General features: G+C 57.7%; 12 protein-coding genes and 1 tRNA gene. 5 read left to right on the forward strand and 8 right to left on the reverse strand.

The genetic code is table 11. The annotated features are described in order from the left end of the window. Positions 1–518: 518 nt before the first annotated feature. Both H8S23_RS00115 and H8S23_RS00120 read right to left on the reverse strand, forming a co-directional pair. Positions 519–1202 carry a YesL family protein gene (locus tag H8S23_RS00115; RefSeq protein ID WP_186886291.1) on the reverse strand — a complete coding sequence of 228 codons (684 nt, stop codon included), beginning with the start codon at positions 1200–1202 and terminating at the stop codon, positions 519–521. Between the two features lie 105 nt (positions 1203–1307). Then, positions 1308–1886 carry a 5-formyltetrahydrofolate cyclo-ligase gene (locus tag H8S23_RS00120; RefSeq protein WP_186886292.1) on the reverse strand — a complete coding sequence of 193 codons (579 nt, stop codon included), beginning with the start codon at positions 1884–1886 and terminating at the stop codon, positions 1308–1310. Between the two features lie 118 nt (positions 1887–2004). On the opposite strand from H8S23_RS00120, the gene H8S23_RS00125 reads away from it, so the two are divergent. Beyond that, positions 2005–2772, forward strand: a complete 768-nt coding sequence (locus H8S23_RS00125; RefSeq protein ID WP_186886293.1) for an HAD family hydrolase — start codon at positions 2005–2007, stop codon at positions 2770–2772. Between the two features lie 276 nt (positions 2773–3048). Here H8S23_RS00125 and H8S23_RS00130 read toward each other — a convergent pair whose 3' ends face one another. From H8S23_RS00130 to H8S23_RS00155, 6 genes are all read right to left on the reverse strand, one after another. After that, the gene (locus H8S23_RS00130; RefSeq protein ID WP_186886294.1) at positions 3049–3417 is read right to left on the reverse strand and encodes a hypothetical protein; all 369 of its coding nucleotides are present in this window, start codon (positions 3415–3417) and stop codon (positions 3049–3051) included. A 588-nt stretch (positions 3418–4005) separates the two neighbouring features. Continuing rightward, entirely contained in the window at positions 4006–5826 is a 1821-nt protein-coding gene (gene glmS / locus H8S23_RS00135) for a glutamine--fructose-6-phosphate transaminase (isomerizing) (protein ID WP_186886295.1), read from the reverse strand. A gap of 630 nt (positions 5827–6456) precedes the next feature. Beyond that, positions 6457–6999 (reverse strand): hypothetical protein, encoded by a 543-nt coding sequence (locus tag H8S23_RS00140; protein WP_186886296.1) that lies wholly within the window; start codon positions 6997–6999, stop codon positions 6457–6459. Position 7000: 1 nt separating this feature from the next. Beyond that, positions 7001–7594, reverse strand: a complete 594-nt coding sequence (locus H8S23_RS00145) for a J domain-containing protein (RefSeq protein ID WP_186886297.1) — start codon at positions 7592–7594, stop codon at positions 7001–7003. Further along, on the reverse strand, positions 7578–8453 hold the full coding sequence (locus H8S23_RS00150; RefSeq protein WP_186886298.1) for a DUF5685 family protein: 876 nt from the start codon (positions 8451–8453) through the stop codon (positions 7578–7580). The genes H8S23_RS00145 and H8S23_RS00150 overlap by 17 nt, the downstream gene beginning before the upstream one ends. Before the next feature lie 81 nt (positions 8454–8534). Next, the gene (locus H8S23_RS00155; protein ID WP_186886299.1) at positions 8535–9428 is read right to left on the reverse strand and encodes a polysaccharide deacetylase family protein; all 894 of its coding nucleotides are present in this window, start codon (positions 9426–9428) and stop codon (positions 8535–8537) included. A 110-nt stretch (positions 9429–9538) separates the two neighbouring features. Between H8S23_RS00155 and H8S23_RS00160 the strand changes: the two genes are divergently transcribed. The 4 genes from H8S23_RS00160 (at position 9539) to H8S23_RS00175 (ending at position 13412) form a co-directional block, all read left to right on the forward strand. Further along, the gene (locus H8S23_RS00160) at positions 9539–10843 is read left to right on the forward strand and encodes a DNA recombination protein RmuC (RefSeq protein ID WP_186886300.1); all 1305 of its coding nucleotides are present in this window, start codon (positions 9539–9541) and stop codon (positions 10841–10843) included. A 60-nt stretch (positions 10844–10903) separates the two neighbouring features. After that, positions 10904–10987, forward strand: a tRNA-Leu gene (locus H8S23_RS00165). 335 nt (positions 10988–11322) lie between these two features. Further along, entirely contained in the window at positions 11323–12501 is a 1179-nt protein-coding gene (locus H8S23_RS00170; protein WP_341479870.1) for a WYL domain-containing protein, read from the forward strand. Beyond that, on the forward strand, positions 12498–13412 hold the full coding sequence (locus H8S23_RS00175; protein ID WP_186886301.1) for a WYL domain-containing protein: 915 nt from the start codon (positions 12498–12500) through the stop codon (positions 13410–13412). The genes H8S23_RS00170 and H8S23_RS00175 overlap by 4 nt, the downstream gene beginning before the upstream one ends. The last annotated feature ends 223 nt before the right edge of the window (positions 13413–13635 follow it).

Here is a 13635-nt window from a genome sequence, read left to right on the forward strand (position 1 = left end):
CAAGCAAAGCTGAAAGAGGGTCAAGGAGCAGTAAAAGCTGCTTTTTGCCGCAGCGCCCGGCCCAGAGGGTGTAAACGGGCGCTTTCGGCGCGAATTGCAGCCCGCGTGTTGTAAACGCTGCTTATTTTCCGCTTCGTCCGATACGAGGCGAGGTGCAGAAGCGTTTTTACCCGGCCCGGCAGAGCTGAGGACGCTTTTCTCCCGTGCAAACAAAAAACTTCCCGCCGCTGGCGGGAAGTTTTTTTGTGTTTCATACGATCTCCGGGACAGATGGGGCCACAGCGGCGCCATTGATCTCCCAGCCCCGGGGCTGGGAGATCGCAGGGCCGGTCAAAGACGCCCCAAAGTCCCCCGACCGCCGCGGAGACCAACAGAGACGCAGCCATTTTGAAGCGGAAAAACAGAGATCCGGGCAGAGGGGACCGTCCCTGCGCCCGCCCTGGCAGAGCGCCGTCCGGGCCCCAGCCTGACGCAGACGCTTCTGCCGGAGCGCGGGAGACATGGGACACCCCGAGCTCTCACTCTTTTTCCGGTGCGCTGGGCAGAACGGCAAACCGCAGAATACCGCGCCAGGCAAAACAGGAATTGAACAGCCAGAGGATGGAAAAACCGCCTGCCGGGACCAGAAAAAGCGTAAAGGGAAGCGCTGACAGCACCGCCAAAGCGCAAAGAACGCTTGCCGTGCACAGGAAAAGGCTGTTTTCCCAATCCAGAAAAAAGAGAAGAAAAGCGTTTTTTAGGATCTGCGGCAGAGAAAGCGCCAGATTGGCCGCCATCATATACGCGTAAAAAGAGGAGAGAAAGATCGCCAGAAAGAGAAAAAGCGACAGCCAGCCGCACAGGAGAAAGAGCGGCGAGCCCTGGGGGCTGAAGAAGTAAACGCAGGCGGCAAAGCCGGCCAGCGCAAGCATCGATTGATAAAAAAGCCCGAGCAATGCCCCGTGTTTGATGTTTTCTCGAAAAGCCGGCCAGAAGCGTCCGACCGGTGCACAGGCGCGGCCGCATTGCCAATCACAGAACACACGCGCCATTGCGCAGCCGGCAGGGCCGGACAGCAGGGCGGCAAGCGCAAGACAGAGCACGGCGGCCAGCAGGGCCCCGGCAAAAAAGAAAAACAGCCCCGCTGCGGCGAACGGGAGCACGCAGCTGCAAAAGCAGAAGTTGAGCAGCAGAAGATCCCAGAAATTTTCCCGTAAAATCACAAGGGGCGGCACGAAACGCGGCGGCTGTTTGGGCGGGAAAGAGGTCCGACGGCCTTTGGAAAGGAAAAACGACATGATGCTCCTTTTTATAAAAAAGACGGGGTCTCAGGTGCGGTAAACACCCTGGTCGGTCACCACAATGGGCGCGGTCACATCCCAGGGCTCCACGGGTACGGCGGGGACAAGCAGGGCTTCGGGGCAGACCACGGTCCACGGGAAAAGAGCGTGCTCAAGGCAGCGGTCATAGTAGCCGCCTCCGTGGCCGAGCCTGTGGCCCTTTCGGTCACAGCACAGGCAGGGCACCACGGCAAAATCGATCTCCTGCAGGGCGAGCCGGGGCGCGTCGGGCGCAGGTTCCGGGATGCCGTAGGCGCCGCGCGCCGAAAGCGCGTCCAGATTGGGGATAAGGCGCGCTTCCATCCGCCCCGGGCCGGTACACAAAGGGACCGCCACGCGGCGTCCGTGCTGCAGCGCATGCCGGAGCAAAAGAAAGGTGTCCGTCTCATGTCCCGTGCCCACAAAGCAGAACAGGGTACGGCAGGCCTGATATTCCGGCAGAGATATCAGCCGGGTAAAAATTTCGCGGGAAGATGCGGCACCGTGCCGGGGGTAAAAATCTGCCGCAGCGGCGCGAACGGTACGGCGGAGAGACTTTTTCTGTTCCAGAAGAGCAGGCTCGGGCATGACAAACTTCCTCTCTGCCGTTTTCAAAATCGCGGCTTTGTGATATTATGGACCGTGGTGATTATCTTAGCACAGTCAAAGGGAAAGGAAAAGAGAAAAAATTTTCTCAGGGATGAAAATGATCCGATTGATCGCAAGCGACATTGACGGGACCCTGCTGCAGAACGGCGCGCGGGACCTCAGCGAAGAACTGTTTGACCTGATCCGAAAGCTCCACCGCAGCGGCATCCTCTTTGTCCCGGCCAGCGGCCGGCAATATCTCAACCTGCGCAGTCTGTTCGCGCCGGTGGCGGATGAACTGATCTATCTGTGTGAAAATGGGGCACTGGTGATGGAAAAAGACCGCGCCCTGAGCAAGACGGCTCTGGAACGCGACGCGGGGCTGGAGCTTATCCGCCAGATTCAGGAATATCAGCCGCTGGAGGTTCTGGTCAGCGGTGAGCGCACCTGCTACGTCTCGCCGCGCAGGCCGGACTATGTGGACCATATCCGCTATTTTGTGGGCAACCGCACCACGGCCGTGGAAGATTTCTCCGCGATAGAGGAGCCGTTTCTCAAGATCTCAGCGTGGTGTCCGGACGGGGTGACCCCAAAGATCGAACGCTTTTTTGAGACCCGCTGGGCGGACCAGGTCAGCGTTGCGGTGGCAGGGGAGTGCTGGCTGGATTTCACCCTTGCCAACAAGGGCACCGGCCTGCAGGCGATTTCAGAGCGTCTTGGCATCCCCCCTGCGCAGATCGCCGTCTTTGGAGATAACTTTAACGACCTGCCCATGATGCGGTTCGCCGGCGTCTCCTATGCAATGGAGGGGGCGTCCCCGGGCGTGAAAGCCCAGGCGGATCACACCTGCCGCCGTGTGGAAGAAGTTTTGAAAGATTTTATTTGAAAAGTAGTATAACTTTACACCAAAAAATGACTTCATATGGCTTTTTATTCTGCGATGGAAGTCTTTAATCCAGGTGGAGGAGGGGAGCCAGACCGCATTTGGGCGTTGCCGCAGAAAGATTGCGGGAGCCTTGTCGACCTCTGAAGGTCAGAAAAGCAGATTTTGAAAGAGCAAAACGGACAAATTTTCGCCGCGCTTTTTTGAAAGAGCTGAAAGTGTCCGCCCGAACCAGTCGGAATGGCCGCTTACGGCAAAACCGACACCAGAGGAGCGCTTTCAGTCCGTTATTGTGATCCCATAACAGCGTGTAAAGGTTTCCGGCTCGTCATACACCACAGAGGTCCCCACGACCAGATACAGCTCGTTTTGCAGCTCAAGATCCGAAAGCCTGCGCCTTTTTCCCGCTTCGTCCCGGATCTGGGTGTCTTTCTGCAGTGCGACGCGCTTGGGGCCTGCCTCGGTGGCGAGGAGAAGAAGCGCATGTCCGCCGTCATCGATATCCAGTTCTTGCAGAACGCCGCACAGATATATTCTCGGCTCCATCTGCTCTACACGCAGAGCATGCAGGCGCAGGAGCAACAGGATATTGGCAAAGCAGAGAAGTGCGATCATAACGGCCGGCAGGGCGCGCCGTATCTTATTCATCCTGTTTCCTCCCCGGTTTCTCGTGTTCAGGCGGAAAACGCCTCGGCAATTCTTTTATTCGTTTTCTTTTATTATATCATATCCCCGGGTGAAAGCTGCGCCGCCGCCTGAAAAAGTCAAATCCCCCGGCTTAGCCGTGGGGGCAGGGGCTCTATAAGGGGCCTGTCACCAGACAGCCTCTAAAGAGGCACGAAATTTTTTCATTCACATCACTTGCCTCACTTGCCCTGCAAGCCCGTAAACAGGTTTATTATTCCTTTATTCGATAGCCATTCTGATCTGCAGGATGGTTTGCAGCGGCTCGCTGCACCTGACGCCGGAAGCCAAAGCTTTTTTACGCAAAACCTCCGCCGCCATAGCCGGCGGTCGCTGTGACAATAAAAAATAGCCGCGCAGCGGCTATTTTTTCGGCCATCCGCCCGGTTGCCGCACCAGCGGCGAGGGCGGAGCAATAAAAAACACCGCCAGGCCGCTTCGGCCTGACGGTGTTTTGACTTTGAATATCTTTTATCGGGACTGAAGTTCTACGCCGCCTCTGAACAGGGCAGGCAGGGAAGGCGGACGGCCCGCTGCCGCGCGCGGCAAGTGTTATTCCACTGTCACGCTTTTTGCCAGGTTGCGCGGCTTGTCAACGTCGCAGCCCCGCAGCACCGCCATGTAATAGGCGAAAAGCTGCAGAGGCACCACCAGCAGCATGGGCATGAAGATCTCTTCATACCGTGGCAGTTTTACCACATAGTCCGCCACGTCCTGCGGCACCTCGACGCCCTCTTTGCAGAACAGGATCACCCTGGCGCCCCGGCTTTTGGTCTCTTTCACATTGCTGATCGTCTTTTCAAAAATCGCGTCCTGGGTGGCCAGGGCAATGACCGGGGTGCCGTCCACGATCAGGCTGATGGTGCCGTGCTTGAGCTCGCCGGCCGCATAAGCCTCGGAATGAATGTAGCTGATCTCTTTCAGCTTCAATGACCCCTCCAGGCTCAGGGCATAGTCGAAACCGCGCCCCAGATAAAACAGGTCCTCACAGTTCATAAAAAGAGAGGCCAGATATTTGATATGCTCCGTGTCGGCCAGAAGCCCCTCCAATAGCTGGGGCAGGCGGTCCAGTTCGCCCACATAGCGGCGGGTCTCCTCCTTCGTCAGGGTGCCGCGGGCCAGGGCCAGCCGCAGGGCAAAAACATACAGGACCGCCAGCTGGACGCTGTAAGCCTTGGTGCTCGCCACGGCGATCTCAGGGCCCGCATAGGTGTACATGACATAATCCGCCGCACGCGCGATGGATGAGCCGACCACGTTGACGATGGCCAGCGTCCTGGCGCCTTTTTCTTTGGCTAGCTTGAGCGCGGCCAGCGTGTCCAGCGTCTCACCGCTCTGAGAGACGATGATCACCAGATCGTTTTTGTCCACGATGGGGTCCCGATAGCGAAATTCAGAAGCGATGTCCACCTCGGTCGGCACCCTCGTCAGGCGCTCGATGGCGGTTTTTCCCACCATGCCCGCATGCATGGCAGTGCCGCAGGCCACGATATGGATGCGCTCGATGCCGCGCAGCGCCTCGTCCGTCAGCTCCGGCAGATGAAGCTCCGGCAGCCCGTTTTCCAGCCGGGAATTGATGGTGCTGGCCATGGCGCGGGGCTGCTCGTGGATCTCTTTGAGCATGAAGTGCGCGTAACCGCTTTTTTCCGCCGCTTCCACATCCCAGTCGGCGGTGAGCCGCTCTTTTTCCAGCGGCTTTCCGAATTCATTGTAAATGCGGATCCCAGCCTCGTCGATCTCGGCGATCTCGCCCTCTTCCAGAATGCTGTACTCCCTTGTATATTTGAGCAACGCGGGGATATCGGAGGCAAGAAAATTCTCGCCCTCGCCATAGCCGACGATCAGAGGGCTTTCTTTGCGCACGGCATAGATGCGGCCGGGAAGATCGCGGAAAAGGATGGCAAGCCCGTAGCTGCCCCGCACTTTGGCAAGGGTCCTGATGATCGTGGAGAGCGGATCGCCGTCGTAATGGTAGTCCAGCAGCTTTACCAGGACCTCGGTATCGGTCTCGCTTTCAAAAGTATAGCCGTTCTGCAGCAAAAATTCTTTCAGTTTGAGATAATTTTCGATAATGCCGTTGTGCACGATGCTGATGCGCGAGCTGGATTGGGGATGGCTGTTGACGTCAGACGGCGCGCCGTGGGTGGCCCAGCGCGTGTGCCCGATGCCGCAGCGGGACTCAATGGGCGCCCGCCCGCGCAGTTTCTCCGCCAGGATCTTCAAACGGCCGGTCGCTTTGACCACCTCGATCTCGCTGCCCTCAAACAGGGCCACGCCCGCCGAGTCGTACCCGCGGTATTCCAGCTTGCTCAGACAGTCGATCAGGACCTCCGCGGCCTCGCGGCGGCCGACATAGCCGACAATTCCACACATAAAAAAATCTCCTTTATCAAACACAGTATAGGCTGAAAAGACAAAATAAAACCAGAGGTAGTCCCCAGGGGGAGATACCGTGTTTTGTGCGTCTTTTCACTTTTCAGAAAAAGCCGTCTTTTCGGCCATTTCCGCTGTACGCCGTCTGCGGCATACGTTTTTTTTGCGCGCGCGGGACCCAACCTGCCGCGGCGCGATCACCATAACCGGCTGTGAGGGGCCACTTCAAAAGAGCTGCTGCGCTTTACGCGGCAAACCCCTCAAAAGCGACACCACACCCCGGCTTCGCGCCCTCTGGGCGGGCCTGCGAAGCGGGCAGCCGAAAAAACTGCAGGGCGCTAAAAGCCGCTGCAAAAATCCATTTTTATCCCGTAAAGACGTCTCTGTTGCGGCATTGCTGCCGTTTTTTGTGCGTCTTCTTACGACCCATCCGGGAATCGGGCCGGCGAAGCATCCGCCGAATCTTTCGATGGAGGCCGCTGTCTTTGGCCGGAAAAACATCCTGCCGGGAAGCGGTCCCGCAAACTTCGCACCTCGTCACCCCACGCTCTTGTGCGGGCGGGGGCCCGGCGCTTAGGGCTGCATGGCGATCAAACCTCCTCTGCCGTTTACGGCGTTCTCGGCGCTTTCCTATCTGCCCCGGCCAAAAACCATCGGGCGCAGCCGATAATAATAGACCAGCCTGATCTTCACCAGAGCCAGGTCGTATACGATAAAGGCAAAATTGCCGAGCAGCACCAGCCCCGCCAGAAACAGGTGTGAAGAGCCGCTGAACTCCTCGACGATCTCGCCGATAGGAAACACGAACAGGATCAAACTGTACATCACAAAGACCGACAGATCAAACACTGTCATCTTTGCCAGCCATTGTATCGCCTTTTTGTGGATTTTGTCAAGTTTTCCCTTTATCATGGGGTAATATCCGAGAAGAAAAATAAAGATCAGGCTCATCTCTTTGTCGGGGACGACAAAAAAGGAGAGCGCACTCACCACAGCCCAGGCCATCAGCCCGCTCTGCAGGTTAAACTCCAGCGCCACCGGCCACAGCAGGATACCGGCGAGGGCAGGCGCTGTAAAGGTGGCCAGCGGAAGCATCCCGCCCAAAAACATGATCACGGTGGCGAGGGCGGCAAAAACGCCGCACAGCGCGACCCTCCTGGTTTGCGAATGCATCTCAGCAGCAGCCTCCCCGTCCAAAACCGCAGCAGAGATCCACGCACATCAGCGCAGTGCACATATCGCAGCAGCTGCAGCCGGCCACACCCTGCGGCGTCCCCGCATAGGGGTTGCCCGCCATATTGCCGGACGCAGAATTTTTCAGCCTGCTGCAGGCGGCGGCGTATTCGCGGTTATCGGGGCAAAGGGAAGACGCCTTTTCAAAATAGGGCAGGGCCTGCCCCAGCCACCCCTTATAATAATAGGCGCTGGCGCACAAAAAGTTCCACTCTCCGCTCACAGCGCTCTCGTCCTGCTCCTGCAATTTGCGCAGAGCCTCGTCCGCCTTTCCCTCGTTGATCAGGCGGCGGATCTTGGCATAGCGGCTGTCCCTGCCGCCGGAAGCCCCCGCGCCCGCGCCGGTGCGCAGCGTCCCCATAAGCGTGTCAAAGGCTTCGTTGATCTCCGCCATCTGCCGGTCCGCCTCCTCCGCAAGGGGCGAGGCGGCATAGTTTTCGGCGCTGTATTTCTGCGCCAGGGCTTTGTAGGCGGCTTTGATCTCCTCTTCCGTGGCGCCGGGCTGCAGATGCAGTACCTCATATGGGTCTCTCATGGCGGTTTCTCCTTTTGTCCTTTTGACTTTCCCCGATCCTCAGGATGCTCTGGGGCAGCCCAAGGTACATCACATTATCTAAAAGCGCCCGGTTTTCTTGAAGCGGCAGGAGATTGTAGCACAGTGTCGCCTCACCGGCGCACATGTTGCACAGCGCCCGGGCCTGGCACAGCATTTCCTCCCGGCAGACGCCGGCCCGCAGGAATACGTTGTAGCGGTCCTGTGCGGCATCGCGCTCAAAATCCTCCGCCGCGTCGAGAAAATAGATGACGCGGCCCAAAAAAAGCCCATATCGTTCCAGGATGGGACGCTGCTCATCCTTTGCGGCACATGCGGCAAAAAGGCCGCTCAGCAGTTCCGCGCTGGGGGCCGCGGCCTCGTCCGGCAGCGCGCATCCCGCGGCTTCCAGTTCAGCCTGACGCGCCATACAGCGGGAAAAAAGCGCATCCAGCTCCGGCCGCCGCCGTGTCGCTTCGCCATAGCCGCTTTTGAGGGCGAGGCAGGCCGTGCCGGAAACCACCCGCCGCAGCGCGCCCTCGTCTTCAAGGTCGTCTCTCAGCTTGTACCAGCTGAGCAGCAGCAGGGCGTCCGCCGCAAGGGCAAGGCCCGGGGTGGGCCCGCTGATGGGATGCCGGGCAAACGGCCCCGCAATGCAGCGCTCCGGGGAAAGCTGCGGCGGCACTCCCGCAAGGCCGTCCGCCGCAAGGGCGATCAGCACCAGGTCATAGTTGAGCAGCAGACGGCTGGCCTGACCATAACGGCGGCCCAGCTCCTTGCACAGGCCGCAGTAAACGCCGCGGTAGGCCCTGTATTCCCGTATCCGCAGCTCGTCGTTCAAAGGCGTCAGGTACCCGAACACGGCGCAGCTCCTTTCCCGGAGATTTAACAGTATTACTATACACTATTTGCACCGTGTTTACAAACTTTATTCAGGCCCGCCTCACGGGGCTGTGGGGGCCTCTGCCGCTTCGGGAGAGGCCGAGGGCGTGGGACTGGGCTCCGGCGTGGGCAGCGGATAGTTTTGGACCGTGTCGAACGTATACCCCATGCTTGAAAGCTCGCGGATGATATCCGGCAGGGCCTCAGCCGTGGTTTTGGTGGCGCCGGTATCGTGCATCAATACGATAATGCGGTCGTGCCCTTTTGCCTCCTTGAGCACATGCCCCAGGATCGTGGAAGCGGAGGGGTGGCCGCCCACGGCGTCGTAAGCGCAGACGTTCCAGTCAAAATAGCGGTATCCCCGCTCGGCCGCCTGCTTTTTGAGCGCTTTCATGATACCGCTGCCGCCGTATTTGTGCGATACCGTGTTGGTGCTTCCGCCGGGAAAGCGCAGACAGTTGAGCTGCTGATCGCCGACATAGGGCTTCAGCTTTTCTTTTTCCTCCTCGAGATCTTCCCAGAACCCGCCGGTGCTGGAATAGATGGTGCGGTAGCGATGGCTGTTGCTGTGCAGTGCGATCTGGTGCCCCTCCGCCGCGGTGCGGGAGAGCAGGGGCAGATACTTTTCGTTGTTTTCCGCCGTACAGACAAAAAAAGTAGCGGGGACCCCGAACTCCTTCAGGGTGTCCAGCACCTGCTCAGTGGTTTTGCTGGGGCCGTCGTCAAAGGTGAGATAAGCCACTTTCTGCGCGCCGTCCGGGGCGGCGTCGGGGGCAGGGCTGACGGCGGGCAGGCCGGCCGCAACGCCGTCGGAGGCGCCCCCGGCCAGATCTTCATTGGTGCAATAGGAAACACCGCCGCGCAGCGCGTGCAGGCCCAGGCCGCCGGCAAGGGCGAGGAGAAGCACAGCTGCAATGATTTTTTGTTTTTTGCTGATGATAAGGGTATAGAACATAATTTACCGGCCACCTTTTGAGTTGATTTGGAGTGGAAGAGCACTTATACTATACCTATGAATCGCTGCTGCGGTTTATTTCCCGGAAGCTGCCGGAAGGAGAAACACGGATGACTGACTTTCAATTTTATCTGCTTGTGGGGCTTGCGGTGGTCAGCCTGGCGCTTTCCTTTGCCGCCCTGCTGCGAAAGGGCGGCGGCCGGGGCGCAGATGAGGCGCTGCGCCGCGACCTGAACGACGAGCTGCGCGCCACCCGCACCGAGATGGCCGCCTCGATGAACGGCGCCCTGAAAAATTACGGCGCAGTGCAGGCCGCCACCCTCAAGCAGATCGCAGAGCTGCAGGACAACCGCCTGCAGGGCCTGGACGAGCGGTTTAAAACGCTCTCCCTGCAGACAGAACTCAAACTGGACGCCGTGCGCCGCACCATGGAGACCCGTCTGTCGGCCCTGCAGGAGGACAACGCAAAAAAGCTGGATCAGATGCGGGAAACCGTGGACGAGAAGCTGCAAAAAACGCTGGAGGATAAACTGTCCAAGAGTTTTGGGCTGGTGAATGAACGGCTGGAACAGGTGTACAAAGGCCTGGGAGAGATGCAGAATCTGGCGGTAGGAGTGGGAGACCTGAAAAAGGTCCTCTCCAATGTCAAAACGCGGGGGATCTTGGGGGAGATCCAGCTCGGGGCCATCCTCAAAGAGATCCTGACGCCCGATCAATACGATGAAAACGTCGCCACCCGCAAGGGCGCCAGCGAACGGGTGGAATTTGCCGTCAAGCTGCCGGCAGGGGAAGCGGGAGAGTTTATCTATCTTCCCATTGACGCCAAGTTCCCGGGCGACTGCTATGCTGACCTGATGGACGCCTATGACAGCGGGGACGCGGTCCGCGTGGAAGCCGCTGGGAAGATGCTGGAAAACCGCATCCGCAGCGAGGCGAAAGACATCCGCGACAAGTATATCCATGTGCCCGACACCACCGAGTTCGGCATTCTGTTCCTGCCCGTGGAGGGGCTTTATGCGGAAGTGGTCCGCCGCGGCATGGTAGAGCGCCTGCAGAGCGACTACAAGGTGAATATCGCCGGACCCACCACCATGGCGGCGCTGCTCAACAGCCTGCAGATGGGGTTCCGCACCCTTGCGATCCAGAAGCGTTCCAGCGAGGTATGGGATATTCTCGGCGGGGTGAAGTCCGAGTTTGAAACCTTTGGCAAGGCGCTGGCGCAGGCTCAAAACCGGCTGCACCAGGCCTCGGATGAGCTGGAAAATCTGGTCGGGGTGCGCACGCGGCAGATCCAGCGGCGTCTGCGCGGGGTGACCACTTTACAGGACCCGGCTGCAGAGGAAGCGGACGGGGCTGAGGCTGAGGCACCGCATGTGGGGCGCGGCGAGGATAAAAATAATTTACCTGGATATTGACTTTCCCGCGCGTACTGTGCTAGAATAAGTTTCGCGGCAAAGAGATGCGCCGCGAGATAAGCGGAAGTGCTGGAATCGGCAGACAGGCACGTTTGAGGTGCGTGTGTCAATGACGTGTGGGTTCAAGTCCCATCTTCCGCACCAGAAAAAACGACCGGCCCTTTTTGGGGCCGGTCATTTTCTTTTATCGCCGCTGTGTCGGGGGGCCGCCGCGCGCTGCTCGCTCTCAGCGCGCGGCGGGGCCTCTGATTGCGGCCCCCAGATTGCCACAGGTGGGACAAAAAGATATAATTACTATATAAAGCGCGCGGGCGCCTGTTTTTCTGTATGCAGGCGGCGGGGGATCGTCCTCCTTTGCCGCTGCTCTGCATTTTTCTATTGATCTTGATCACAGGATACCGTAAGGAGATGAGCGTACGGCATACAGCGAGCTGATCAAAAACTTCAGCCATATTCGGGACTATCTGCGTGAATTTTATGTGTACGGCTTCAAGAGCCGCGATGAATTTACGCACAAGAGCGCCCGCTCTTATGACGACGAACGCCGCCGCGTGGAAAGTTGGCTGGGCGACTATATGCGCTTTCGGCAGATGGCGGACGGCAAACGCGTTTCGATCTCCATCGACAGCCGTATCTCTCGTCACGATCCGCTTTATCAGGCATGGAAAGCCAAAAGCTTTACAGACGGAGACATCACTCTCCATTTCCTGATTTTTGATTTTCTGCACGACTCTGATACGCAGCTGTCGCTGAACGAGATCATGGACGAAATCGACAGGCGGCTTTCGTGTTTTGACGCGCCAAAAACTTTTGATGCATCCACTGTGCGCAAAAAATTAAAAGAATATGTTTCGCAGGGGTTGCTCCGCGCCGAAGCGCATGGGAAAACGATACTGTACCGCCGATCCGACACCGCCAATTTCCCCTGTACAGATGCGCTGGATTTTTTCTCTGAGGCCGCGCCCTGCGGGGTGATAGGCTCCTTTTTGCTGGATAAAGCTGGCGCTCATGAGGGGCACTTTGCTTTCAAACACCACTATATCACGGGGACGCTGGACAGCGAGATCCTGTGCGGCTTGTTTGAGGCGATGCGCGGGAGGCGATTTGTCCAAATCGAAACGGTAAACCGCCGCAGGGGACGTACCGCCGTGCAGAGAGTCGTTCCTCTGCGCCTTTTTATCAGTGTGCAGAACGGCCGCCAGTATTTGATGGCCTATGTCCCGCGAAACAGACGAATCGATCCCGTCCGGCTTGATAATATTTTGTCGGTCAAGGCAGGGGAGATGTGCGAAAACTATGAAAGATATAGGCAGAAGCTCGATCAGATGCAGAAACATATTTGGGGCGTCAGCACCGAAGGCGGCGCAGATCAGTTGGAGCACGTACAGTTTACGGTGCGATATGGCAGCGATGAAGAACATATCCACCGCCGTCTGGAACGGGAGAAGCGCTGCGGAAAGATAGAGCGCGTGGACGCGCATACCAGCCGCTTTTCTGCCGATGTTTATGACTCAGGCGAATTGATCCCGTGGATCCGCACCTTTATCTGCCGCATTGTTGAGATCCATTTCTCCAACCGAGAACTGGAAGTCCAGTTCAAAAAGGATATGGATGCGATGTATCGTCTGTATGGGCTGAGCGGAGGCGATGAGGGATGATTTTCAGCGAGCTTTACGGCGCCTATTACAACACCGTCGCAGCAATCCTGCAGCTGGCGGTAAAGCGCCCTGTCACCAGGGAAGAGCTGCGGACGATGATCGAGAGCCGGGCGTTTTCAGAAAGCGTTTTGACCATCGAACCGGCGCTCACAAGCGGAAAATGGCAGTTGCTGCGGCCGGACGGTACAACGCCCCTTGAATATCCGCCCACTATGCCGCTTACCCTGCTGCAAAAGCGCTGGCTGAAAGCGATTTCGCTGGACCCACGCATTCGGCTGTTCGATTTTGATGATTCCGGTCTTGAAGATATTTCGCCGCTCTTTACGCCCGATGATGTTCATATTTTTGACCGGTGCGCGGATGGCGATCCGTTTGAAGAAGAATGGTATATCCAGACCTTTCGCCTGATATTGGACGCTGTCAAAAACGGTTCTCCACTTAGTATCGATGTAAAAAGCCGTCGGGGGACCCGCATCCATTTAGACGTCATGCCGGAGTATTTGGAGTATTCCGAAAAGGACGACAAATTCCGGCTCGTCACTTTCGGCTCCCGATACGGAAAATTCATTAATCTCGGGCGGATACTGTCCTGCAAGCCGTTTCAGGGCCATGCTCCGCCCGGTTTGGAAGATCCCGCTGCTGCCATTGACAAAAGCGTGGTGTTGGAATTGTATGATGACCGCAATGCGCTGGAGCGGGTACTGCTGCATTTTGCGCACTTTGAAAAGGAAGCGCAGCGGCTTTGCGGGGAGCGTTACCGAATCAAGCTTTTTTATCGTCAAGAAGACGAGACGGAAATGGTGATCCGCATCCTTTCCTTTGGCCCCCTGATTCAAGTGACTGCGCCGGAGGCCTTTGTGGATCTGATCAAAGAACGTCTGAAAATGCAAAAAAGCTGCGAACTCAATTAGCCGGGCCCAGCCCCGGCGTTAAGTTCGCAGCTTTTTTTCCGTGATAAAAGAGGATATCTTTAGTATTCTATAGCTGCGCACCAGCTGATGCAGATGTTCAAAATTTCTTTCACCGCCGTGCAGAGGGAGACGCGCACAGAGCTGTTTATGGGTTTGATGCGCAAAAAGCTCTTTCCCGAACGGCAAATCCCAAGCCAGAAGCGCACACATTCCGGCTTTACGC

It is taken from the genome of Anaerofilum hominis, assembly GCF_014287275.1.
GTDB lineage: Bacteria > Bacillota > Clostridia > Oscillospirales > Ruminococcaceae > Pygmaiobacter > Pygmaiobacter hominis.

Coding starts and splice junctions, on each gene's coding strand:
- H8S23_RS00155 (WP_186886299.1), bottom strand. CDS start 9,428: ATGTTCTATACCCTTATCATCAGCAAAAAACAAAAAATCATTGCAGCT.
- H8S23_RS00140 (WP_186886296.1), bottom strand. CDS start 6,999: ATGCATTCGCAAACCAGGAGGGTCGCGCTGTGCGGCGTTTTTGCCGCC.
- H8S23_RS00160 (WP_186886300.1), top strand. CDS start 9,539: ATGACTGACTTTCAATTTTATCTGCTTGTGGGGCTTGCGGTGGTCAGC.
- H8S23_RS00175 (WP_186886301.1), top strand. CDS start 12,498: ATGATTTTCAGCGAGCTTTACGGCGCCTATTACAACACCGTCGCAGCA.
- H8S23_RS00125 (WP_186886293.1), top strand. CDS start 2,005: ATGATCCGATTGATCGCAAGCGACATTGACGGGACCCTGCTGCAGAAC.
- H8S23_RS00120 (WP_186886292.1), bottom strand. CDS start 1,886: ATGCCCGAGCCTGCTCTTCTGGAACAGAAAAAGTCTCTCCGCCGTACC.
- glmS (WP_186886295.1), bottom strand. CDS start 5,826: ATGTGTGGAATTGTCGGCTATGTCGGCCGCCGCGAGGCCGCGGAGGTC.
- H8S23_RS00145 (WP_186886297.1), bottom strand. CDS start 7,594: ATGAGAGACCCATATGAGGTACTGCATCTGCAGCCCGGCGCCACGGAA.
- H8S23_RS00130 (WP_186886294.1), bottom strand. CDS start 3,417: ATGAATAAGATACGGCGCGCCCTGCCGGCCGTTATGATCGCACTTCTC.